This window comes from Mucilaginibacter panaciglaebae (genome assembly GCF_039539265.1).
GTDB classification, from domain to species: domain Bacteria; phylum Bacteroidota; class Bacteroidia; order Sphingobacteriales; family Sphingobacteriaceae; genus Mucilaginibacter; species Mucilaginibacter panaciglaebae.
Genome location: NZ_BAABCV010000012.1, coordinates 19,622 through 43,191, shown reverse-complemented (window position 1 = coordinate 43,191; position 23,570 = coordinate 19,622). Strand labels below are relative to the sequence as shown.

Here is a 23,570-nt window from a genome sequence, read left to right as displayed (position 1 = left end):
GCAGCGAGTGTGCGGGGGCTTTTGTTTTGCCTTTTTTTTAGCATAAAACCCAGTGAATCAACTCAAACAACTATTATATCAGCAATGCCTTGATTATGTGCAGCAGCGCATGGATGCCGCCCAGCAAGGTATTGACGAAGCGCAGCAGGCATCAAAAGAGGATACAAAAAGCAGCGCCGGCGATAAATATGAAACGGGCCGCGCTATGATGCAGCAGGAAACCGACCGCAATATGGCACAACTTACCGAGGCCAATAAATTAAAAGTAGCTTTGAATCAGATTAATCCGGCAGTAAATAATGATCGCGCTGAAACGGGTAGCATAGTCATCACCAATCTTGCTAAATTTTATATATCCATAAGCGCCGGTGCTTTAAGTGTCAATGGCGATACTTATATGGCCATATCGCCGGCATCGCCCATTGGTTTAAAAATGAAAGGCCTGAAGGCCGGCGATGAATTTAATTTGAATGGGAAAGCTTATAAAATAGAAAGTATTTTATAAGTTCAACAATTTAAACTAATAACCAATTTAAATGGATACGCCGCAAGCTCTGCCCACACTTGACCCTATAGAACTAAGGGTACTCGGATCATTAATCGAAAAAAGTCGTGCTACACCCGACTATTACCCCATGACCGTCAATGCCATTACCCTGGCCTGCAACCAGAAAACATCGCGCAAGCCGGTGGTGCACTATGACGATGAGACAGTAATGGAGGCGCTGAATATGTTAAAACGGCGTGGATTGGTATCAACAGCAACGGGTGGTTCTATCCGCTCAGTAAAATATAAGCACAACTTTGCTATTGCATATCCGCTTATCCCGGCCGAACTGGCTATTATGTGCCTGCTAATGCTACGCGGACCGCAAACACCAGGCGAAATCAACACTAATGCGGGCCGCCTCTATGAATTTGAATCGATTGAGGAAGTGCAGGAGATGCTGGAAAAATTAGCCGATGGCGATGTCTCCTTTGTGTTGCAGTTACCAAAGCGGCCCGGGCAAAAAGAAGCACGTTATGCACATTTACTGGCCGGTGTCCCCGAGATAAGTGAAGAAGAAGACTATGACGATCAACCGTCAGGCCGATCAAACAGTGGGTTGGAGCCCCGCCTGGCTAAAGTAGAACAAGAACTGGCAGAACTTAAGGAAGCATTTGACAAACTGATGAAAGAATTGAGCTAATGGGCGGTAATTAGCTTTATGCTGCTGATTGATCCATAATTAAAGCATCTGTACAAAAAAGAAACGGCGATAGTTTAATTAAACTATCGCCGTTTCTTTTTATTTGAAATGTCGCTTAGTTGTAAATGAAGCTGCCATCGCCGCGGCGCTGCATATTGCGGCCGTTACGTTGCGGTGTACCGCTCCATTTTTGTAAGTTAAGGCGTAAACCCACCATAAAGTAACGGCTCAGGGTGTTAGATATGGTATTGGTTTCGCCCTGACCGGTTACGACTTTTTGCAGGTAGTTGTTTTGATGCAGTAAGTCATACACGTTGAAGGTCAATACCAGGTTACGCTTGGCCAGAAATTCTTTTTCAAAACCCGCATTGATAATCAAAGGGGTTGTATTTCCTCCATTTATCCCGCTGATAAACCTTTTTGTGGCGTCATAATTAATCTGCCAGGTTTTGAAAAAATACATGCGCCCCTGTAAACCCAATGAAGTAGTTTGCAGTTGAGTGGCGGTACTGTTAAAACCGTTGATTGATGTAGACCCCGATAAACCTGAATCCGGGATATTAGGTATTGAAGTAAAGTAACGCGCTATATCATACCCGAGAAACGGATTGATTTCAAAATCATCGGATGGGGTGATACGCGGACCCAACCGTTCGTCGAATCTCCAGGTAGTTTGATGATATAATTGGCCAGAACGCATTTGAGGTGAATAAGAGTAGGATACATTGCCGTTCAGCGCCAAATTTATAGCCCGGTTTTCTGACTGTTTTGAGATTGAATACCGACCCACCACAGACTTAGTGCCGTTAATATTCAGATATTCTGTTTCAGTTACTTTACGGCCGTTTACAGTTGGCGTGTTATTGTTTTGGATGATAGCATCATCTATCCGGGTGGCCACAACGCCAAATGATAAATTAAACTTCGAGTTTGCGAAATAGTTATTGTATTGGGCATTAATAGCGTTACTAAATGATGGCTTCAGATTGGGATTACCTACTATAATATGGCCCGGATTTGATATGTCGGTAAAAGGTTGTATCTGTGTAAAGCTTGGCTCTTGATTCCGGCCGCTATAGTTTAAAGTAAACCTCTCGGTTCGAGACCATGAATATGCAAAACGAAAGGCAGGAATAAATCTGAAATTACTTATAGATGAAGACGCATTTGTTCCTAAAGCGGCGTTTAGTTTAGTGCCATCCAAATAAAATGGTACCGCCGATGCACCCAATGATATATTAACCTTAGTATTCACAAAGCGATAGTCGACTGTAGCGCGGGCATCGGTCACTGTATAGTCGTAAATACTGCTATATTGAGGCGCGGCCTGTAAAGTATTGGTCAACGAATCATAAACAGACACTAATGAAGTTACTGTATTATTCCTGCGGCTCCAGTTGGTGCTAAATTCTAATAACGATTTGGTACCCAGTGGTTCAACATAAGTCATAACAGCTTGCAGGCTTTTAGTTTCGTTAGTACGGTTGGTGATGTTATGCGCTATTGAGTCCAAACCGGGCAGTGGCAGATTTAAAGTTTCGTCTGCAAAATAACTATAGACAGTGTTTTGCTCACTGTTAGCTTTTGATTGTGAATAATTATAAGCTAACTGAAGTGACAAATTACGTTTGGGTTTTTTAAACAAGTGCAGATAAAATGCAGTAATACCATAATTGCTGCTTGAATTAAGCGACGAATTGGTGCCATTATCTACACGGTGCTCAAAACGAGCAGAATCTCTAGCCGTTGCCGGGTAATAATTTACAGCATCTTGATATGAACTATTCATAGACGATGAATTATTATAGCTGTAGTTTGGCGTTAATTGTAAGTAATTGGCACTATCCAGGTTAATATCCATCTCGAAACGCAGGTTGTGCGATTTACTATCATTCTCAGAATTACTTTTATTGGCAAATGTACCGTTGGTTACATAATTTTTGCCATAGTTTTCGTTGAAGGAGTTATTGTCTCTGAAATTATAGGCATAGCTACCTACTACCTGTATTTTCTTGTTCCATTGATCGCGATAGTTAAACGACGGCGAACCCGAGCGTGTGGTACCTCCACTCGGGGCGTTTCCGCCACCACCACCGCCGCCGTTTCCGCCACCACGGGCGTTACTGCCTACACCGCTACCCCCGCCGCCATCATTGGTGGCCCCGCCTTGTAAGCCGGTAGACGATACGCCAAGCACCGTATTACGTAGATTGCCTATAATACCCAATTGCTGATTAGCATTAATCCGCTGAACAAATAATTGCGCATTGTATCGGCCGGCGCTACCATATTGTCCCGTGATTCGCCCCGTTGTACCTACTGATCGATCGGCTTTGGTGGTAACGTTCAGCACTTTTTGTGGATCACCATCTTTAATGCCGGTACGCGCAGCCTGGTCGCCGTAGTCATCAACAATCTGTACTTTTTCAATAATATCTGCCGGAAGGTTTTGAATAGCCTGGGCTACATCGCCGCCGGCATATTCTTTACCATTTAACTTGGCGCGGGTTACCTGCTGGCCCTGATGGGTTAATGAACCGTCACTGCCTACCTCCATGCCTTCCATTTTCTTTAAGAGTTCGTCGAGTGTTGCGTTTTCGCGTACTTTATAGTCGCTGGCACGGTACTCAACAGTATCTTCTTTGTATGTTACGCTTGGTGTGCCGTTAACGGTAACTTCACCAAGCCTGTTGCTCGCATTTTTCAAGGTAATGGGATCAAGCACCAGATTTTTTTTACTGGCGCTAAAGGCATACTTCTGTACAAATTGTCTAAGCCCTACGCTGGTAACGGTAACATTAAAAGTATTTTGCTTAACAGCGTGTATTACAAATATACCATCGGCGTTTGTTGCTACACTTATGGTATCAGACTTCGATTTAAGGACAACTGTAGCACCGATAACCGTTTGTCCGCTTTCATCTTTTACAATGCCGCTCACATCGCGGTTTGCCAATGGCGGAGCCACCGTGGTGTTTTGCTGCTGCGTGCCACGGCTAAACTGGCTGCGGCTACCTCCGCCGTCATCTCCACGGTCGCCCCTTTGAGCCCACAGCTGCCCTGCCGACAGCATAAGCAACGTAATTAGTGTTATTTTTTTCATTTTGTTGTGCTTGTTATGAGCCTGGATATTATTGTTTTTTTGCCAGCGTGTATTTCCCCCAAAAGTCGCTCGGTGTTACAAGATCCAGAAAGTCTAGAGCATTGCGCCCGCCTCCGCCACCACCAGCTCCTCCTCCTCCGCCGCGGCCTTCAACCTGGAAACCGTTCAATATAATGTGGTAAGCCAGCTCTTTGGTGTTATCGGCGGTAAGGTTGATCAGTTTTAGCGGGACAGCCATTTCAAATGTCAGGCTGCCATCTTTATCAAAATTGATAGCGGTTTTAATGCCATCGCTATTATAAATTGAAATCAGGGTGTCAGTAATACCAGTTATACCCAATACCCTTATTTGCTTTGCGGCTATAATTGTACGCTCATGTACCCTGTTCATTAACTCTGTGTCGGCACCGGCATTTCGGTTTTCAAACCGATTGCCCAAACCGCCCGCGAGCCGTTCTGGGTGCTCAATAATTGGGAAAGTGATGCTTGGGGCACCCTTATCTTTTTTCTTGCCGTCAGTGTTTATCAACAGGTTTATGCCACCTGAAATGATCTTGGCTGTCGTAGTAAAATCGGTTGATTTGGCCGCCAGGTATATGTTTTTTTCATCGTTGGATAAAATATAAAGCAACCGGGTGTTTCGGTTATAAGCTTTGAAATCGTTATTCCACTCGGTAAGTTTTCCGTCTATTTTAACCCGGGGTGTCAATACATTCCCCACTTGTACCGTGCTTAGTTTCTTTGGCTCGACCCCTTGCGCAAATAAGCAGGTGCCCGCCAATACGAATAAAACCGTTAAAGGGAGTAGCTTTTTCATTTTTTTTTATAGGCCCCGGGTTTTAACAAGGCATGAACAAGGTTAGCAATAGACTATCAAAGTAAGAAATAAAGTATACCACCCCGATGATTGTAGCGACAAATTTACGGATTGACGCGACCAGCAATTTGAGTTTTAACCGGTTAACGCGTTATTTAGACAGGGTTATGTAAAGGTTAACCGTGAAGGTATTGCGCTCATTAACGATGTCGAGATTGTGTTTGCCGGGATATAAAATAGCCAGGCGGCGGCGTACATTGACTATACCAATGCCCGAGTTGCTGTCTTTTGATACATCTTGAGGACTGATGATATTATCTACCTCAAAATGTAATTCATTTTTATCGCTATCCACCGAAACCAGGATATTGATAACAGGGTTCTCGATCATACCGATGCCGTGTTTAAAGGCATTTTCGACAAATGGGATAAGCAGCATCGGCTCGATAGTGTACATGTCAAGCTCACCAAAGGTTTGAAGGTTAATCTTTACATTGCTGCCATAACGCAGCATTTGCAGATTTATGTAACTTTTCAGGTAATCGACCTCTTTGCCCAAAAACACGCGGTTGTCATCGCTTTCATATAACATATACCGCATTAGCTGTGACAGGTTGATGAGCGATGGCTCCAGTTTGTCAGACTTTTTGCGTGCTAAAGAAACCAGGTTATTCAGCACGTTAAACATAAAATGCGGGCTTATCTGAGATCTCAAAAATGTAAGTTCCGACTGCAGGTCTATATTCTCACGCTCTTTAACCATTTGCTGACGGGCGCGGTTGTCTAAAATAACCCGGTAGCAAAAGCTGCACAGTATGGCTATGAATGACGATAGTATGGGCGACAAGTTAAACGGGTTTCGGAAATCGCGGCGCCAACGGCGCTCATGGTAACCTTGTTGTTCAAAAGGGTGATTGCCCCCCATCGGCAGCCTGTGCCCGAAATGGCCGGGGCGTGGAGCTTCGATATGTAATAAATGCCAGCAAAACCAATAACCGACAAGCAGAGCCAATAAGGCAAAAATGTAAAAAATGATCTTTTTATCCCAAAGCGGATATACCACATAGGTATGAATGTAGAACAGGCAAAGCAACAGGCTATAGCTGATCATTACATTAGTGATAAAACGCGCTCGCTCGGCGGTTGGAGCGTTATTATTACTATCTATGCCCAGGATAAAAGGCAGAACCAGTAATGATAGCCATACTATAAAAGGGATAGCCACCAGGAACCAGCGGTTGTCAATCAGTTTTTTCACAATGCAAATAAAACCAGAAAATAGCACAATGTAACATATATGAGACAAGACGCCGTATTGTTGCGACGAACAGTACATACTTTATGACAATAACTTAGTAATATTGTATAAACCAACCATGAACTGTATTATAATTGACGACGAACCCCTGGCACTCGAGCTGCTTGAAGACAATATCCGCATGGTAGAAAGCCTTGAACTGGTGGCGAGTTGCCAATCGGCTGCACAAGCCATGCAAGTATTGCAGCAGCAACCGGTCGACCTGATATTTTGTGATATACAGATGCCGGGTATAAATGGCTTGCAGTTTGTTAAAAGCCTGGCCAATAAACCTCTTATTATCTTTGTAACTGCTTATGATCAGTTTGCGCTGGATGGCTTTGAGCTGGACGTGGTTGATTATCTTTTAAAACCTGTAGCGGTGGAGCGCTTTTTAAAGGCCTGCAACAAGGCACGAACTATATTTGAGCAAAACAAGCGTAATGCGAATGCTGAAACCGACAAGCGCCGGAAATATATTTTTTTATATGCTGACTATAATCTGATCAAGGTAAATCACGACGATATTACTTATATAGAAGGCCTGAAAGATTATGTAAAGATATACCTGAACAACGCACCCAAAGCGATAATATCAAGAGTCACCATTAAATCGCTGGAAAGCCAGTTGCCGGCTGATGGTTTTTTCAGGATACATAAATCATACATCGTAAACCTTGACCATGTGCATTCTATCCGGAAGGGCCGTATTAAAGTGGCTGATGTTGAGATACCCTTTAGTGATAGCTATAAAGAAGTAATAGACAGGATGACGGGGCGATTGAATTGAAAGCAAAAAAAGCGATTCAGTTTTTAACCAGATCGCTTTTTTCTTTTGCTTAACATTATAGTTTATAGGTGAATAAACAACTCTTCTTTTGGCTTGCGTACTTTGGCGGCCTTGCTCATATGGTCATCCTCTGCGCGAAAACCAATGGGGGCAATAACGGCCGATGTAAGTCCCAACTCCTTCAAACCCAATATCTCGTCGAATTTAGCCGTGTCAAAACCTTCCATGGCACAAGCATCAATGCCTGCTTCTGCAGCGGCGCTTACCAGTACACCTAAAGCAATATAACATTGCTTTTTATTCCAGGTAATTTTATCATCTTCTGTTTGGCTGCTGATATTGTTATTGATGTTGTTTTCGAAAATTGAGAGCGTTGAACGGTCAATCCCGCGTACTTCTGCAATACGGTCTATGTAGTTTTTTACGTAAAGACTGTCTAATCCCGTTTCGGCAGCAAACACAAATATATGTGATGCTGTGGTTAGTTGTTGTTGCCCGTAAGCGGCCTCACGCAACTGTTCTTTTAGCTTGGGGTCGCTTACTACAATTACACGGTAAGCCTGCAGGCCGGCCGATGATGGCGATAACTGTATTGCGTCTAATAAGGTGTTTAATTGCTCGTTGCTTACTTTTTTAGCAGTATCGAATTTTTTGGTGGCATAACGCCAGTTTAATTTATCTAAAAGTGCCATATGCTTTAAATCTAATTAAAGACAAAATTAGATGTTTAAACACACAAGTGCGTCATCCCTGCGTAATTATAGCTTTCCCTGATCTTTTAATGCTTTTCGTTTGGCTTTGATGTCATCTTTGATAGCTCGTTTTTCCTGACGAATTTCCTTGTTAGTTTTACCGGTTGGGTCAATCGCTTTAATGCGTTGGTCCTCTTCGTCTTTCAACATCTGATCTGTTTTTTGTTGTACGGTGTCTTTTTTACCAAATAAGCGCTGAAAGAAATTTGGTTTTTTCTCTTGTTGCGGCTCTTCGATGATCGGCAACGCCAAATCAATATCGTCGTCAACAGGTGCATTAAGTATACGGTTTGCAGAGGCAGAGTCGACCGGAGCCACGTTGCGGCGCAGGCTTTCTTTTAAGCGTACCGTGTAAAACCCGTATGAGCTGCTATCGGCCTGTACAAAACCTTTACCCATCATCATGCGGCCTAACGAGTTAAAATAGTTTTCTAATCCGGGGCGTAAACTTCCATCAGGTAAAAAGGCATATAAGCCGGCTTTAGGCCGCGGCACAATACTGGCCAGAAAAATACTTTCGCCCAGGTCAAGCTCGGCGGGTGTTTTGCCAAAATAATAATGCGATGCCTCGGCAATGCCATAAATACCTGGCCCCCATTCTATGATGTTAAAGTAGACCTCCAAAATGCGGTCTTTGGTCATGACGTGATTATTTTCAATCAGCCAAACTATCAGGATCTCCTCAATCTTCCGACTTAGCGTTTTTTTACGGGTCAGGAAAGAGTTTTTAACCAACTGCATAGAAATAGTACTCCCGCCACGTTTAAATTCATGTTTTTTAATGTCGGTAATAATTGACTGGCGAATGGCCTTCTCTACAAAGCCGTGGTTTTTATAAAAGGTTGGGTCTTCGGCTGTCATTACTGCGTTGCGCAGGTATGGTGATATATCCTCTAACGGCGTATAATTGGGGTTTGATGGCCCGATCATCCGCGAAGGCATCGGTTTGTTCTTTTCGTACGGCGTATAAACAAAAGGCTTGTTCAATTTACTCAGATCGGTTTTGCCATAGGCAAGTATTTTAAAATCGGCATCCTTCTCCATGCGCGAGTCCACACGCAGGCTGTCCGGCAAGTTCTTGTTCAGGAAAAAATAAGCCGAATAGTTTAATTTGCCCGCCACCTTAATGCCTGCCAGCGACTCAAACATCCCGTTAGGAAATGAATCAAAAATATCCTGTGCATTTTGCCAGCCTGTGCTTATTTTAAACTCATAGAGCTTTACGGGGTTAAGCGTGTATTTAATGAAAGGATGTGCGCTAATTTTTTTAAGATGAATAACAGACGAACTGTCAAGCGAAATATAGTTGGGCCCTATAAAAAAGTTGGCTTCTATCGAGCCATCAGGCACTACTATATCATTGGCTGCTAAACCAGGCTGATTAATAAGCAGGTTGTGAGCACTGCAATAGGTTTCTATTTGCGTTTCGTTATTGTGATGTTTAACGTTGTTAAGCTTGATGGTGATGTTATCAAAATTCACTTTCGCCTTAAAGCGTTTGCCTATAAATGGAATTTCCACCTTGCCATTGTCAGCATAAAGTTTAACGTCTATTTGTTTATCGCTTGGGTGCATAGTGCCCGAGAAATGCCAGGTTGCCACCGTATCATTCAGCTTAATGGTTGAGGACAATTGGCCGTCATCGATCCTGGCTGTTTGGGTAAGCAGTTTAAGCTGCGTACTGTCATTGGTGAATGATACAAGGAAATTATTTACAAGCAGGTTGTCGGGTATCTTATACAAAACCTGTTTGATAAGGTTATTCGATAGTTCACCCAGATCAACTTTGGTATGCGTTTGGGTAGAATCGGTTTTCTTTTTAAATAGGAAGTCAAAGTTCTTTACACCTTTGATATCGGTCAGATTTAAGTGCCCATTCAACAAATCGACGTTAGCCAGTTTGATGTTACCGAACAGCAACGGGAACAGCTTGATACTGACATCAAAGTGTTTAATGCTTAACAGGCTGTCGCGATTTTCAGGCACGATAGTGATATCGGTGCATGTAATTGTGGTCAATCCGGTAAAATGTGCGGAGCCTATTATTAAGTCAAGACGGTATTGTTTTTTGGCCCGCTCTTTAGCCTTTGTAATTTCATGTTGCAGTATACTTTCGCGTTTGTTGTAGGCTATATAGCCGCCGATAAGCAATAGTACAAATAAAGAAGCAGCAATAATTACCGCCAGGCGGATGTATTTAGGATGAAGGCGACGCATCAACGAATTTTTATCCAAAACTAAAGTAATTTGTAAGTTTACAAACGTCAGGAGTGTTAAAATGTTTATTTAACGTGAATGCGCCGCCTTTTATTTTGATACCGGGCTTACATCTGCATCCTCTGATCCATTTTCATCATTGATGGGCTAATTCGCAAATAAACCTGCAAACTTACGGGTGTCGCGCCGTAATAGCTTTTCAGCGGAGACGGTGACACATCAACCGTTCCCTGTACGCCCAAAGTTAAATTGGTGTTTTTAACGTTGCTTAAAATATAGTTGGTACCTAAAGTAAGTGCATGAATGTTGAAGTTAGGATTGGCCGGGAACGCTATATGCATATCCAACTCCTCGGCGTCTTTTTGAACATATTCGTACCGGCCGTAAATAGCTACGCGGCGATGCTGCAGGCTGCTCTCTAATAAAACTGAGGGCAGGGTTTTGCCATTATCCAAGTAATGATTCTGTCCATAAATCAATGTAGTAGCCATATAGCTGTCATCGCCAAGCATTTTAGTATTCATGATTGACGCCGTAAAGCGATTTACATTTTGTGCCGGCTCGGCTTCTTCCGGGCTATGGATATAACCGTCCGACACTTGCAATGCCCATTGTTTTGATGGATTATAAGATACCCGGAAGGAGTATGAATCGAACCTCATCTGGTCGAAGTTATACCTGAACTCATCCGGTTCGCGACCGGTAAATACTGATCCTTCAACCTTCATGTCCCGGTAGCGTAAACCTAATGTTGCCACGCCGAATGCGATATGGGTAGCATCCTGGTAATGGTGGCTTAACGGTGCATTGGGGTCATTCATACCAGACAGGCGGTGCATAAACACGGGCGGCCCAAGGGCCGGCTCGCCCGGGAAACCAAATGAGGCAGTTATGTCTGTCTGACTGGCCAGGCGTTGTGTGTAAGCCACGTTCAGTTCGGCAAACAAGTCATGCGGATGTTGTCTGTCAACCAGTTTGTTGCCTTTATAGGACTCGCCGGTTTGATACAGCAGCGGGTATCCACCTGCGCCCACCAAAAATGGATCGGCAGAGAACATGGTATTGATAGCAAATAATCCATTGCTGCCCACTTTAGTTTGTGTCATGGCCATGATCATGTTGGGCACATCAAACTTCTGTCCGCCGCGGCTACCTGATTTAAAGATATCCTGGTTGTTATATCGTAAAAAGAAATTGCCATGGATCATGGTCATCCACTTGTTGCCGTGGATCATGTATGCATACATCGGCGACGCGTCCGGCATCCAAGAGGTACCCGAGCCGTCGCGGTTCATAGGCAAGTCGAGCGAGAACTGGCTGTTCATTTGCATAGATCCCATATCCATCATCATGTCGTCGTCACTCATTTCGACGCCATTCATCATGTGGGTGTGTTTTTTGGGCCTGGCAGTATCTGGTTGGGTTTGCTGCGCGTGTAGTGGTGTCGCGGCAGCTAAAAATATAGCAGCAGTTATAAATAATATAGATTTCATGGGTGATAAAAATTAATCGTAAAAACAAAACGGGGCACCCGGAGGTCGGTCCGCCGGCGCAAAATAAAACGATTAAATTAATCAGATGCGCAAGGTGCAGTTTTTAATATACTGTGCCTCTTTGCCTGAAGCTGGCGGCGGCGGCGGTGGCGTAGCGTTAAGTTTATCTAACAGCGCTTGCTGGGCCGATAATACGTAATCGCCGAATGGGATTTTTGAAATTTCGAAGCCAAACAGCTTCATCATCAATGACGGCGACTCTGCTTGATGAGCGTCTTTTATCTTTACGTCGACCTGCTTTTCTTTGCAGCACTTTTTAGCCGCCGATGGCTGTTCGTAGGTTTTTGTAGGGCCGTTAAGTTTTACGGAAGCCAGCACGTTGCCGCAAAAATGGAGATTCAGCGCGAAGCCTACAGCTGTAATCAGGTACACCTTAGCCATAAACATTGCTGAAAATCTTTTCATCATGCTACAAAACTAATCTATAACATTTTAAAATGCAAGTGGTTGTGAGTTATATTAATAGCTGCGTATGTTTCATGAAACAGTGAAACACTTGAAACTGATTTTGGGGTCAACATGTTTATATTTAAGCGGTTATAAAATAGAGTGAAACACAATGGAACAGGACTTTACTATCTGCGCCTCACTTCTTTAAACCGGCTAAAAATAATGAACGCCAATACGCAAAGAACACAACCGCAAATGCCATTTAAACGCAGGCCATAATCATTGCCGGGGTCTTTACCGTACACGGTTAGAAAGGCAAACAGCGCTATGCCCAGGGTTTGGCCAAGCTTTACGAACAAGTATTTGACAGCAAAGAACATCCCCTCGCGGTTTTCGCCGGTTTCGTCGGCTTCGTGCTGGGCGATATCGGCCAGGATAGCATTGGGCAATATACCTAATGATGCCAAAGGTATAGCGGCAGCCAATACCAGTATATAAGCCTGTGCGATAGGTGCCAGCGGGATTCTCCCCAGAAAAAATATCGCTACAAAAATTAAACTTAGCAGCGCGAAAGAAAACAATACGATTGATTTTTTCCCGATCTTTTTTGACAGATAATTAATGAGCGGATAAAATACCAGCGAAAACAACACCATAGCCGCCATTAGTTCTCCGCCGCGCGATTCTGGCAGCAACAGCAGCACCTTTACGAAATACAGCAAGCCGCTGGAAATGATGCTGAGCGCCATGTAATACGAGAAATCAGATACCAGGTAATATTTAAAGTTACGGTTACTAAAGGTTTTGCGGATCGCCGGTAACAGGGGTAAGTGCGACGGCTTGCCGCGCGAGTATTTCTTTTCGTTAATTGACATCACCGGGATCAACATAAACAGACCTGCAAAAACACTCATAGTCCATATGGTATATTGAAGGGCTGTATCGCGCTGGTTTATATGGATAAATCTTTGAAAAAGATCTGCAAAATTGTTAATCAGGCCCGAAAAGATAATACCTATGATGAAACCCACCTGCTGGAAAGATGACAGCCGCACCTTTTCGGCTGCTGTCTCGGTAACTTCCGGTAACAAAGCGTTATAAGGAATGATGTATGCTGTAGCTCCCATAAAGAAAAATATCATGTTAATAGTAAGCCAGGCCGCGTTATACATGCTTTCGCCTTTTACCAGGGGGTAAAATGTTAAACAAAAGAAGAGCATGGCCGGTAAAATGGCCCATTGCATAAATGGAATGCGTCGCCCGCGTTTATTGGTGCTCTTGTCGCTTAATGATGCTATAAAAGGATCAAACACGGCATCAACAAAGTGTCCCGAAGCTGCAATTACAGACAGAATATTAAACAGCCCGAAAACCAACAGCTGCGGTATATATTGAGTTAATCTCGAGTTTGAGGGTGGAAGGTAAAAGTATGGTAGCATGACGATGATGGTGTTTGTCATCATGCTCCAGCCTATCATACCGCAGGTATAAGCCAGTTGTTTGCTGAATGGGAATTTGGCAACAGGCATTTATCTTATTTAACAGCTAATATTTAATAAGATAATGAATTTAAAATGAAATAGTTTTTGGCTACAACCCCGGAACATTAAAAACAAAGCCCGAAGTGTTATTGGCTTCAGACTTTGTTTTTAATACTATTTGAGCGTTTTTCGTACTTCTTTAATCAGGCGTACTTTAAGTACCCCAAATATCGCGAGGCCAAAAACTCCTGCGGCTACATATTCATAGTGCTTGTCCTTAATACCGGTCCACGCCAATATCAGGCAAACAAAAATGCAAAGGGTATAAAGCGTGTTCAGAAAAATATTTTTCTTCATGATATTAATAAACTTGCATATCAGGGTCAATTTCGGCTGCCCAGGCCAAAATGCCGCCTTGCAGGTTTGATAGGTTAGTATATCCCCGTTGTTCTAATTGTGCAATGGCTGCTGCGCTGCGTTTGCCGCTACGGCACATTACCACTACAGGTTTGTCTTTACTTATTTTATCGGCCTCAATTAATATGCCGCCGAGCGGTATTAGCTGGCCGCCTATATTAGAGGTTTCGTACTCAAAATCTTCCCTAACATCAATCAGTTGAAAGTCTTCGCCGTTATCTATTTTGTCTTTAAGTTCCTGGACTGTTATCTCTTGCATGATATTTAAAAATTAAATTTACTTGTCAAATGTAGGGCTTATGTGTAACAAATGCGTCCTAATTTTGTAACAATTAGTGCCTTGCGGCGTTTCATATACAATTATTGAATTACGATAACATACATGGATAAAATAACCCGGTTTTTCTGGTTCTGTTCGGGCACACACGTAGACACGTTAAAGAAGTATCCTATTGAACATAATAAATATGTAGGTATAGGCGCAACTATATTTTTTACAGCGCTTTTTGCCTCGCTATCCGGTGGTTACGCCATGTACTTTGTTTTTAACGGCGATGGCTTTGCCGTAGGGTTTGCCATCCTGTTTGGCTTGTTGTGGGGTTTTGCCATTTTTAATATGGACCGCTATATCGTATCGAGTATTAATAAAGAAGGCACCACCAACCAGCAGATATTGCAGGCATCGCCGCGTATTTTATTGGCTATCATGATTGGCCTGGTTATATCGCGCCCATTGGAGCTCAAGATATTTGACAAGGAAATTCGGCAAAAACTAAAATCGGCTTATCTTAAGGGCCAGCATAGCAAGATTGATACGCTACAAAAAACCTACAATGAGAAATACAGCATGGAGCTGGCCAAAAATGCCGATCTGAAAAAAGAAAAAGATTCGCTCGAAAAAGATATTAACCGTTCGCGTACTCAACTAAATGAGGAGGTATTTGGCGAAAAAAATAGCCAAACCTCCGGCATAGTGGGATATGGTACTTATGCGAAACAAAAGCAGTCAGTATTAAAAGAAAAAGAAGATCGGTTGAAACTGGTTACCCAAAACGCCGACAATATGGATCAGTACCTGAGTTCAAGAAAGGAATATGAAGGCGTAAACAGTACCAGATTATTCAGTGACCATCAACTGGATAGCCTTGCGAAAATAGCAGGCTTTGCCGACCGTAACTGGGCACTGGGCCAGTTAAGTTATAACGAAAACGGAACTCGCGATGTGGATACTTACCTGGCGATATCATTTATAGGGTACCTGTTTATTTTATTTGAGTGCCTGCCGGTTTTTGTAAAGCTAATGTCGCCCAAAGGGCCCTATGATGTGGCCATTGCTAAAACCTATGAAGCCAACGTTTATTATGCCGAGCGGGATAAGGAGCGGGATATCGAGGTAATTGACAGCGTTTACAAAGACCATGTTGACGAAGATATTAAGCGACGGCGGAATACCTTAAGCAATCGCACAGGCCATGATCGTGACTGGCACCGGTATGATTAAGGCGATGCCTCATGCATTTTGCCGGTCATCAGATTATTCGTATTTTAACAACATTTTATTGATCTGATGAAAAAACAATTTCTTGTTGGCGCCTTAACTTTAGCTATGGTTGGTGCTTTTGCGCAGGCTCCTCAAAAACCCATCTCCTATTCGATATCATTTCCCAATGCTCAGCACCACGAAGCCGAAGTGGCCATGACCATTTCTCCGGCACCGGGCGGGCCGTTAGTATTACATATGAGCCGCTCATCTGCCGGGCGTTACGCCACGCATGAGTTTGGTAAAAATGTGTACAATGTAAAAGCTACAGACAGCAACGGCCGGGCGTTAATAATTAAACAAATAGCCGGTGATGTATATCAGATTGCCAATCACGGTAATGCTGTGAAAGTATCTTATACCCTATATGCAAACTGGACCGACGGTACTTACGCCGGTATAGACCAAAGCCACGCGCATTTAAATATGCCGGCGGTGTTTATGTGGCTGGCCGGCGCAGAAAAGCGCCCGATACGTTTTGAATTTCAAGACTTGCAAAAATATAACTGGAAGGTGGCTACGCAATTAAAGCATGAAGAGGCTAATATTTATTCGGCGCCCAATATGCAATATATGATGGACAGCCCGACAGAACTATCTGATTTTAAAGAAACTCACTGGAACGTAACCAATTCAGATGGCAAAAAAGAGCGTATAAACCTTACCGTTCATTCTAACGACGATCAGGGCACCATTGACAACCTTGGCCAAATGGTACAAAAGGTGGTGCAGGAAGAAAAGGCCGTTTTCGGCGAGTTGCCGACCTACGATTATGGTGAATATACCTTTCTTGACGACGTCTATCCAAATAATGCCGGCGACGGCATGGAACACCGCAACTCAACCTGTATTGTTGATGCTGCTGACAAAGTTGCAGGGAATGAGATTGGCTTGTTGAGCACCTTCGCGCATGAATATTTTCATAGTTGGAATGTTAAGCGCATCCGGCCAAAATCATTGGAGCCGTTTGATTTTACGCATGCCAATATGAGCAATGAGCTTTGGTTTGCCGAAGGGTTTACACAATATTATGGCGAACTACTTTTGGTGCGTGCCGGTTTTCATGATGTGAATGAGTATGGTGCAACACTTTCAGGCCTGGTTAATTCGGTTTTAATTACACCGGGAGCGATGAAATATCCCGCTACCGAGATGAGCCGCAAATCGGTGTTTACTGATGCTGGTGTCGCCATTGACCCTACCAACTACCAGAACAATTTTACCACCTATTATTATTACGGCGGCGCTATAGCTTTGGCGCTTGACCTGCGCCTGCGTAGTGAATTTAATTTAACGCTTGACGATTATATGCGTAGTGTCTGGCTGTCGCGCGGTAGGGTGATGAAACCGTATACCGTGGCCGATTTGCAAACCGACCTGGGTGCAATAACAAAAAGCCCCAAATTCGCGGCGGATTTTTTTGACAAATACATAAACGGGATAGAAAAAAACGACTACGAAGCCTTATTGGCAAAAGCCGGACTGGTATTGCGTAAACGTGCACCGGGGAGACCCTGGATTGGACTGCCGCCCGATTTTACAGGTGGCCGTGCGGCTATTTTACGTGGTGTTGGGGCAGGATATCCGATAGTGATATCCCCTGTAAAGAATACGCCGGTTTATAAAGCCGGATTGGACGCCGGCGACGTGATTGTTAAGGCCGATGGAAAAGATGTTACTGATGCCGCATCTGTAAATGCAGTATTTGCCGACAAAAAGCCTGGCGACAAAGTAACCATAATTTATAATAACCGCAGCGGGCAGCACACCACTACATTGCTGGTTGAAGAAAGTCCTGCTTTGGAGATAGTGACTTTTGAAAAAACCGGCTTAAGTTTATCTGCCAATCAAAAGGCGTTTCGGGGCGCCTGGTTGTCATCTAAAGTGAAATAACAACGGCTAAACCCTTCAGGAGTTTAGGTACAGCGCAGCAGATATTTCTTAGTTGGCTATTAATAATAGTTCATTCTGAGTTTTAAAATCCGTGGCCTCTGGAGTGAAGTGACAATGTTTTATTTCGTTGTCATATCGACCAAAGGAAGAGATGACAAACGTAAATGTCGTAAAAACAGGATGAGCGTCGGGATTCAAAGCGGTCATTTCCCTTTTCAGTCCAACCGGTATTCTATTACTTAGCGTTACAAAGTAGAGTTTACAGGTCTTTCCGCATAACATAATCATTCAGAAAATATTTGCCAAAAGGGATATCAACCTCATAAGCTATAACAAACCCCATTTTTTCATAAAATCCTCTGACGGGGTTATCGCGATGTACGTTAAGTTCAAGAGTGGTTTTCCCGGCGGATTTAACACGTTCGATCACTGCATTCAATAATGCTTTGCCTACCCCTTTGCCCTGGGTTGATGGCAGGCTATACAATTTATGCAAACGGTAAACCTCCGGATCTTTGTCATCAGCCGAATAGGCAGCAAAAGCCAATGGCTGTTCATCCGCATATAGCAATAAAAAGGTTTGTTCGCCACTGTTGATCTGTTCGGTCAGCATTGCTGTCGAGTAACGATCGGCCAGCATAAACTCAATTTGATCGGCCGGCAAAATAGGCAAATAAGTGGGCCACCAGATTTCATGGGCCAATTGTTTTATAGTTTCGACGTCATTAACCGTGGCTTCTCTTATCGTATACATCGGTGAAAATCAAACTATCTCTGCTTACCTATCCTCTCTTATCTCTACCTAATGATTCTCTTCCGGATCGATATTTAACTCAACAGCAGGTGTGTCAGTCTGACCGATAGCAAAATAATGCTCCAACTCGTCCAGCGTCGATGAATTAGTTGCCAGATCTTTAATGATCTTACCTTTTTCCATCAGCAGGATCCTATCGCACACATCGGTAATGTGGTTTAAATCGTGGCTGGATACGATAGTAGTAGCGCCATTAGCGGTTTGTTCTCTGATGAGGTTTTTCAAGCGGAACTGCGTAGTTGGGTCGATATTGGCAAAAGGCTCGTCCAGCATAAACAATTCGGGGTTTTGCAGCAGGCAGGAAACAATGCCCACTTTAGCTTGATTACCCTTTGACAGATCACGAATGTATTTGCCGCGCTTTAAGATCTCGCCATTGAAAAATTCAGTATAACGGCCCAAAAAATCGTCGACATGGGCGCGTGATAACTGATGCAGACCACCGATAAAGTAAAAATATTCTTCGGGCGTAAGGTAATCAATCAGGAAGCCTTCGTCGAGGTAAGCACCGGTATAGTTTTTCCAGTTCTCGCCGCCGGCTACCAATTCTCCGTTCGATTTCACCTGACCAGTATCGGGCCGAATCAGATCCAGAATAATGCGGAACAGCGTAGTCTTGCCCGCGCCGTTATTACCCACCAGGCCAATGCTCTCGCCCTTAGTTATTTCTAATTGTGGGATGTTAACTACAATAACACCGCCATATACTTTTTTAAGGTCTTTTACTTGTATCATCCTTATTTGTTTCTAAAACCTTCTAATACAGAAAATTTATGTTTGTGGAAATCAGCCTCAAGAAATTTGATAAAGAAGCTGCGGGTTAATATACCGGCTAAGCCGCAGGCCCCTAGCACAGCAAGCGCCAGGTCGTGGTAGCCCAGCCATTTAAATGGCAGGTAAATAATAAATGGAGGTAAAAACAGTAGGAACGATAAAATGAACTGTGACGCGCCTACGCCCTCCCAGTTAAATGATGCACCCTTGCTCAGGTCAATGCGTTTGCCGTTGCGGTTGGCAAAGTAAAGTACAATGTTTGTGGTTACGCCCAGGTTCCATAAATACATCATGAAATGAATTAGTAATACACGCCAGCCAAAATATACATAGGGTGTAGTAAGTATAAATGCCACCGTAGATGCTGCGGTAAACAGCAGATATTTTCCTTTTAAAAAATCTGAAAAACTTACTTTGCTTACCATCAATCCGTCAAAATGAGAGGCCTGCCAGCTGAACATAAACTGGCCGTAGTTAATAATGAAAAAGCCCGTCATAAACAGACCTACAAAAACTTTAGAGCCTTCGCTGCCTTTTAGCCCGGGGTTGGCATAAAAAATCAATCCGTAAAACAGGAATAACAATGACATGGTTAAGGCAGAACGTGGGCGTTTGTTACGCAGAATAAGCTTAACTTCATTAGCCACTAAATCGCCTACGGGGCCAAAGCTATTTAGTATCGGGAACTCTGTGCTGCTTTTGTATTTGTCCTTTTTGGTGCTGAGCTCTTCCAGGTAAAGGTTTTTTTTGAGGTATGAAAAATTAAAATAAAACATAAATGCACCCAATGCCAGCGGTATCAATGCCAGAGCAGGCGACTTTAACACGTTACCAAAAAACAGGTAAGATATATTACGAATGGAATACAGGTGCCATTTAAAATCGCACATAACCAGTAAGACTAAAAAAGCTGTGAATATTAGAAATATCCAGCCGTTTAAATTTGATTTACGTTTGATATACAGCGCCAGGTAGTTATTAAATACCGATAAGCCTATCAGCGCTATGATAAAGCTAAAGGACGCTAGTCCGCCGGCCAAAGGCAATATCTGCTTAAAAATAAAAGGCCAGAACAGCAGGAACGGCCACAGGTTAAATACCGAAAACAACGCAGTAAAAGTTAAATAACCTACAATGGTATTGCGCCTGATAGGTAGTTGCAGGTAGGGCTGTACGCGCAGCGTAGGTAACTCTTGCAGTTGTATCCTTGAAAAAAGTTCGCCCAGAAAATAAATGAGCACAAAGCCGCAGAATGAGAAAATGATCGAATCGTGCGGAAAAACTTTTTTGAGGATCAGGGCCATAAAAAACCCGGCGGCTACTACATAGAGCATCAGTAGCAAGATCAATAACGCCAGGATAATGCGCACAGTCAACGTTTTACCTGTGTTTTTAGAGCGCCAAAAAGCTTTAAATTCGTGTTTAAGGAAAGTTGTTATCATGCACGTCTTTTAATAAGAAATAAGGTACTACATGTAATTATCGGAATAATAAATAAAGATTTATATAGATGCCGACTAATATTTATACCTGTCGCCCCAAAGTTTCTTCAATTTTTCTTTTGATTCGTGCTCACGTGAATTGTTACCGGGTTCGTAAATTTTTGTTCCGCGGATGGCCTCAGGCAGAAAATCCTGTTCAATAAAGTTATTGTCGTAGCTGTGGGCATATTTATAGTCTTTACCATAGCCAATGTTTTTCATCAGCCCGGTCGGCGCATTGCGCAAATGCAAAGGTACAGGCAGATCGCCGGTTTGTTTTACCAGGCTCAAAGCTGTGCCGATGGCTGTAGTAGCCGAATTACTCTTAGCCGAAGTAGCCAGATAAATAGCCGTTTGAGATAAGATAAGCTGTGATTCTGGCATACCAATGACGTTGACCGAATTAAAGCAGGCCTGCGCCAGCAGTAAAGCATTTGGGTTGGCATTGCCAATATCTTCTGATGCCAAAATGAGCATGCGGCGGGCGATAAATAGGGGATCTTCACCTCCTGCAATCATCCGGGCCAACCAATACACCGCGCCATTAGGGTCGCTGCCGCGCATAGATTTTATAAAGGCCGATATGATGTCATAATGTTGCTCCCCAGCCTTGTCGTACAGCGCCATATTTTGCTGCACATGCTCGAGCACCACCTTATTGGTGATCTCTATCTTTTTGCCAGCTATAGCATTAGCCAGCAATTCAAAAATATTCAAAAGCTTACGCGCATCGCCGCCTGACAAGCGGAGCAAGGCTTCATATTCTTTAATGTCGATCTTTTTACCGCTTAATACCACATCTTCGGTCATGGCCTTTCGCAGCAGGCTGATCAAATCACTTTCGTCCAGATGTTGAAGAATATAAACCTGGCATCGCGACAGCAAAGCCGAAATGACCTCGAACGAAGGATTCTCTGTAGTAGCACCAATCAGCGTAACTATGCCACGCTCCACAGCACCTAAAAGGGAGTCTTGTTGCGATTTGGAGAAACGATGGATCTCATCAATAAATAAAACCGGCAAGGTATTTCCTGAATCTTTAAGCCGGGATGCGGTCTCGATCACCTCTCGTACATCCTTAACACCTGAATTGATGGCACTGAGCGAAAAGAAAGGCCTGTCCAAAACCTGCGAAATGATATAAGCCAGCGTGGTTTTACCCACACCCGGGGGCCCCCAAAACAGCATAGAAGGCAATACGCCCGACTCGATAGCTTTGCGCAATACCGCACCTTTGCCAACCAGGTGTTTCTGGCCGACATAGTCGTCAAGATTTTTTGGGCGCATGCGCTCAGCTAAAGGCGGCAAATTGTTCATGTAGTAAAAATCTGAAAAGCCAACGGAAAATCCTAAATATTTTAGTATTTTAGATAACAATTAGATGATCAACAAGTTTACTGAATCCAATTTCAAAGCGATTTGCGATAACCTGGCCGCTAAAGATGCCGACTTAAAGCAGGTAATAGATAATTATGGTTATCCGCCTATATGGACACGGCCCAATAATTTCGACTCGCTGGTGCATATTATTCTGGAGCAGCAGGTTTCCCTGGCTTCTGCGCTGGCGGCATTGAACAAGCTGCGTGAACGGGTTCAGCAAATAACCCCGACCAGGGTGTTGTTGTTAACCGACGAAGAATTTAAAGCCTGCTATTGCAGCCGCCAGAAAACCGCTTACATCAAATACCTGGCTGAAGCCATTGTAAACGGTGAGATTAACCTCGAAAACTTCGAGCAAATGCCAGACGACGAGATTCGCACTAAACTCACGGCCTTAAAAGGCATTGGTAACTGGACGGTTGATATATATTTGATGTTTGTGCTTCATCGGACTGATTATTACCCTATTGGCGATTTAGCGCAGGTTAATGCCTTAAAACGTTTGAAAAGCTTGCCGGCATCAACACCCCGCGAAGAATTAATACCAATTGCTGAACGATGGAGCCCTTACAGAACAGTTGCTTCGATGATACTTTGGCACTTTTATTTATCCTCACCGAGGAAAATACAACTACATCTGTCATCCTAAACAAGTTCGGCATGACTTGGTGAATAAAAAAGCGGCTTCTGATAGGAAGCCGCTTTTTTATCGGTCGAGAAGTCTTATTTAAATGTTACACTGGTTTTACCCATGGTGAAACCATCAGCATATAGTAGCACAGTGTAAGTGCCTTTCTGGAATGGTTGATCATAAACCCAGTCGACAGTATAAGTGGCGCCATTGTCCTGATAGTCGATTGAGGTTTTATAAGTAGACTGCAGGTCCTGGCCATCAGCAGTAAAAGTGCCGCTGTCGGCGCCTGTGATCAGGTTTCCAATTGGGTCGATAATGCGAATATAAACATCATGCGACCCTTTGGTGGCGATGGCATTGCTGGCCACGCTAAAATTGATTTTTAGCTTGTTAACATTTTTTGCCTTTTTTTCGTCAACCTCTTTGCCATTCTTTTTAACCTTATAGCCGACGACTTCGGCAGTAGCTGTTTTAAGTGCTGAACCAACTTTTACTTTGTTGTCTAAATCCTGATTTTGTTTTTCAAGGGTACTTGCTTTTTCGCTAACAGTAGTTAGGTTGTTTTTTAAGGTATCTCTTTCAGTAGCTAATGAAATATTTTCCTTACGCAGTTCTTCAATGTCGGCAGTGTATTTGGTAACAAAGTAGCGCAATTGCTTTACATCTTCCTGTGCTTTACTTAGCTCGGCTGCAGTTAGAGTGCCTTTAGCCAGTTCGGCTCTTAGTACTTTTATTTTAGCCCTCAACGAGTCGTTTTTCGCCTGCAGGTCTTTGGTCATTTTGGTCTTGCCGGCGTTTACTTGTTCTATTTGGGCCTCTAAGCTGTCAAGTTCAGTTTGTAAGCGGGTTTTTTCATCACTTTGTACGATAATTCGTTGGTCCGAATTATTTTTCTTCATGTACAGGTACACGTCGGTGCCTAATAATGCCACAATTACCACCACTAAAAAATAAATGACATTCGAATTCTTTTTTGGTTCTTGTGTCGATTGGTTTTCCATAAAAATTATCTGTTTGGTGCTAAAAACAATTAATGTAACCGGCCAC

21 protein-coding genes are annotated in these 23,570 nt (G+C 43.3%); 6 read left to right on the top strand and 15 right to left on the bottom strand.

Annotated elements, in window-relative coordinates; genetic code table 11:
- Positions 1–52 precede the first annotated feature (52 nt).
- Together ABD772_RS15530 and ABD772_RS15525 are read left to right on the top strand one after the other, a co-directional pair.
- Positions 53–505 carry a 3-oxoacyl-ACP synthase gene (locus ABD772_RS15530; RefSeq protein ID WP_345106458.1) on the top strand — a complete coding sequence of 151 codons (453 nt, stop codon included), beginning with the start codon at positions 53–55 and terminating at the stop codon, positions 503–505.
- A 31-nt stretch (positions 506–536) separates the two neighbouring features.
- A complete protein-coding gene (locus ABD772_RS15525; RefSeq protein WP_345106455.1) occupies positions 537–1,190 on the top strand; it encodes a YceH family protein in 654 nt (217 codons plus the stop codon).
- Positions 1,191–1,305: 115 nt separating this feature from the next.
- On the opposite strand, the gene ABD772_RS15520 is transcribed toward ABD772_RS15525, so the two are convergent.
- The 3 genes from ABD772_RS15520 to ABD772_RS15510 all read right to left on the bottom strand — a co-directional run bounded on the left by ABD772_RS15520 (position 1,306) and on the right by ABD772_RS15510 (position 6,368).
- Positions 1,306–4,293, bottom strand: coding sequence for an outer membrane beta-barrel protein (locus tag ABD772_RS15520; RefSeq protein ID WP_345106452.1), 2,988 nt, complete (start codon positions 4,291–4,293; stop codon positions 1,306–1,308).
- 28 nt (positions 4,294–4,321) lie between these two features.
- Positions 4,322–5,110, bottom strand: a complete 789-nt coding sequence (locus ABD772_RS15515; RefSeq protein ID WP_345106449.1) for a hypothetical protein — start codon at positions 5,108–5,110, stop codon at positions 4,322–4,324.
- 151 nt (positions 5,111–5,261) lie between these two features.
- A complete protein-coding gene (locus tag ABD772_RS15510; protein ID WP_345106447.1) occupies positions 5,262–6,368 on the bottom strand; it encodes a sensor histidine kinase in 1,107 nt (368 codons plus the stop codon).
- 118 nt (positions 6,369–6,486) lie between these two features.
- Between ABD772_RS15510 and ABD772_RS15505 the strand changes: the two genes are divergently transcribed.
- Positions 6,487–7,197, top strand: a complete 711-nt coding sequence (locus ABD772_RS15505; RefSeq protein WP_345106444.1) for a LytR/AlgR family response regulator transcription factor — start codon at positions 6,487–6,489, stop codon at positions 7,195–7,197.
- A 62-nt stretch (positions 7,198–7,259) separates the two neighbouring features.
- Here the strand turns inward: ABD772_RS15505 and ABD772_RS15500 are convergent, their stop codons facing one another.
- The 7 genes from ABD772_RS15500 to ABD772_RS15470 all read right to left on the bottom strand — a co-directional run bounded on the left by ABD772_RS15500 (position 7,260) and on the right by ABD772_RS15470 (position 14,266).
- Entirely contained in the window at positions 7,260–7,889 is a 630-nt protein-coding gene (locus ABD772_RS15500) for an NAD(P)H-dependent oxidoreductase (protein WP_345106441.1), read from the bottom strand.
- Positions 7,890–7,955: 66 nt separating this feature from the next.
- Positions 7,956–10,184, bottom strand: coding sequence for a transglycosylase domain-containing protein (locus ABD772_RS15495; RefSeq protein WP_345106438.1), 2,229 nt, complete (start codon positions 10,182–10,184; stop codon positions 7,956–7,958).
- An 89-nt stretch (positions 10,185–10,273) separates the two neighbouring features.
- Positions 10,274–11,659 (bottom strand): hypothetical protein, encoded by a 1,386-nt coding sequence (locus ABD772_RS15490; protein ID WP_345106435.1) that lies wholly within the window; start codon positions 11,657–11,659, stop codon positions 10,274–10,276.
- A gap of 81 nt (positions 11,660–11,740) precedes the next feature.
- On the bottom strand, positions 11,741–12,127 hold the full coding sequence (locus ABD772_RS15485) for an HYC_CC_PP family protein (protein ID WP_345106433.1): 387 nt from the start codon (positions 12,125–12,127) through the stop codon (positions 11,741–11,743).
- Between the two features lie 167 nt (positions 12,128–12,294).
- The gene (locus ABD772_RS15480) at positions 12,295–13,638 is read right to left on the bottom strand and encodes an MFS transporter (protein WP_345106431.1); all 1,344 of its coding nucleotides are present in this window, start codon (positions 13,636–13,638) and stop codon (positions 12,295–12,297) included.
- A gap of 126 nt (positions 13,639–13,764) precedes the next feature.
- Complete coding sequence (locus ABD772_RS15475) at positions 13,765–13,947, bottom strand: DUF6358 family protein (RefSeq protein WP_345106428.1); 183 nt, start codon at positions 13,945–13,947, stop codon at positions 13,765–13,767.
- Between the two features lie 4 nt (positions 13,948–13,951).
- Positions 13,952–14,266: a rhodanese-like domain-containing protein gene (locus ABD772_RS15470; protein ID WP_345106424.1), complete on the bottom strand. Its 315-nt coding sequence runs from the start codon at positions 14,264–14,266 to the stop codon at positions 13,952–13,954.
- A gap of 123 nt (positions 14,267–14,389) precedes the next feature.
- On the opposite strand from ABD772_RS15470, the gene ABD772_RS15465 reads away from it, so the two are divergent.
- Both ABD772_RS15465 and ABD772_RS15460 read left to right on the top strand, forming a co-directional pair.
- Positions 14,390–15,508 (top strand): DUF4407 domain-containing protein, encoded by a 1,119-nt coding sequence (locus ABD772_RS15465; RefSeq protein ID WP_345106423.1) that lies wholly within the window; start codon positions 14,390–14,392, stop codon positions 15,506–15,508.
- 66 nt (positions 15,509–15,574) lie between these two features.
- Positions 15,575–17,440: a M61 family metallopeptidase gene (locus ABD772_RS15460; RefSeq protein ID WP_345106421.1), complete on the top strand. Its 1,866-nt coding sequence runs from the start codon at positions 15,575–15,577 to the stop codon at positions 17,438–17,440.
- Between the two features lie 259 nt (positions 17,441–17,699).
- Here ABD772_RS15460 and ABD772_RS15455 read toward each other — a convergent pair whose 3' ends face one another.
- The 4 genes from ABD772_RS15455 to ABD772_RS15440 all read right to left on the bottom strand — a co-directional run bounded on the left by ABD772_RS15455 (position 17,700) and on the right by ABD772_RS15440 (position 21,826).
- Positions 17,700–18,194, bottom strand: a complete 495-nt coding sequence (locus ABD772_RS15455; RefSeq protein WP_345106419.1) for a GNAT family N-acetyltransferase — start codon at positions 18,192–18,194, stop codon at positions 17,700–17,702.
- A 48-nt stretch (positions 18,195–18,242) separates the two neighbouring features.
- A complete protein-coding gene (locus ABD772_RS15450; RefSeq protein WP_345106416.1) occupies positions 18,243–18,989 on the bottom strand; it encodes an ABC transporter ATP-binding protein in 747 nt (248 codons plus the stop codon).
- 2 nt (positions 18,990–18,991) lie between these two features.
- A complete protein-coding gene (locus ABD772_RS15445; protein WP_345106413.1) occupies positions 18,992–20,470 on the bottom strand; it encodes a DUF5687 family protein in 1,479 nt (492 codons plus the stop codon).
- 75 nt (positions 20,471–20,545) lie between these two features.
- Positions 20,546–21,826: a replication-associated recombination protein A gene (locus tag ABD772_RS15440; RefSeq protein WP_345106410.1), complete on the bottom strand. Its 1,281-nt coding sequence runs from the start codon at positions 21,824–21,826 to the stop codon at positions 20,546–20,548.
- A 64-nt stretch (positions 21,827–21,890) separates the two neighbouring features.
- On the opposite strand from ABD772_RS15440, the gene ABD772_RS15435 reads away from it, so the two are divergent.
- Positions 21,891–22,538 carry a DNA-3-methyladenine glycosylase family protein gene (locus ABD772_RS15435; RefSeq protein WP_345106408.1) on the top strand — a complete coding sequence of 216 codons (648 nt, stop codon included), beginning with the start codon at positions 21,891–21,893 and terminating at the stop codon, positions 22,536–22,538.
- 74 nt (positions 22,539–22,612) lie between these two features.
- Here the strand turns inward: ABD772_RS15435 and ABD772_RS15430 are convergent, their stop codons facing one another.
- A complete protein-coding gene (locus ABD772_RS15430) occupies positions 22,613–23,524 on the bottom strand; it encodes a hypothetical protein (RefSeq protein ID WP_345106406.1) in 912 nt (303 codons plus the stop codon).
- Positions 23,525–23,570: the final 46 nt, after the last annotated feature.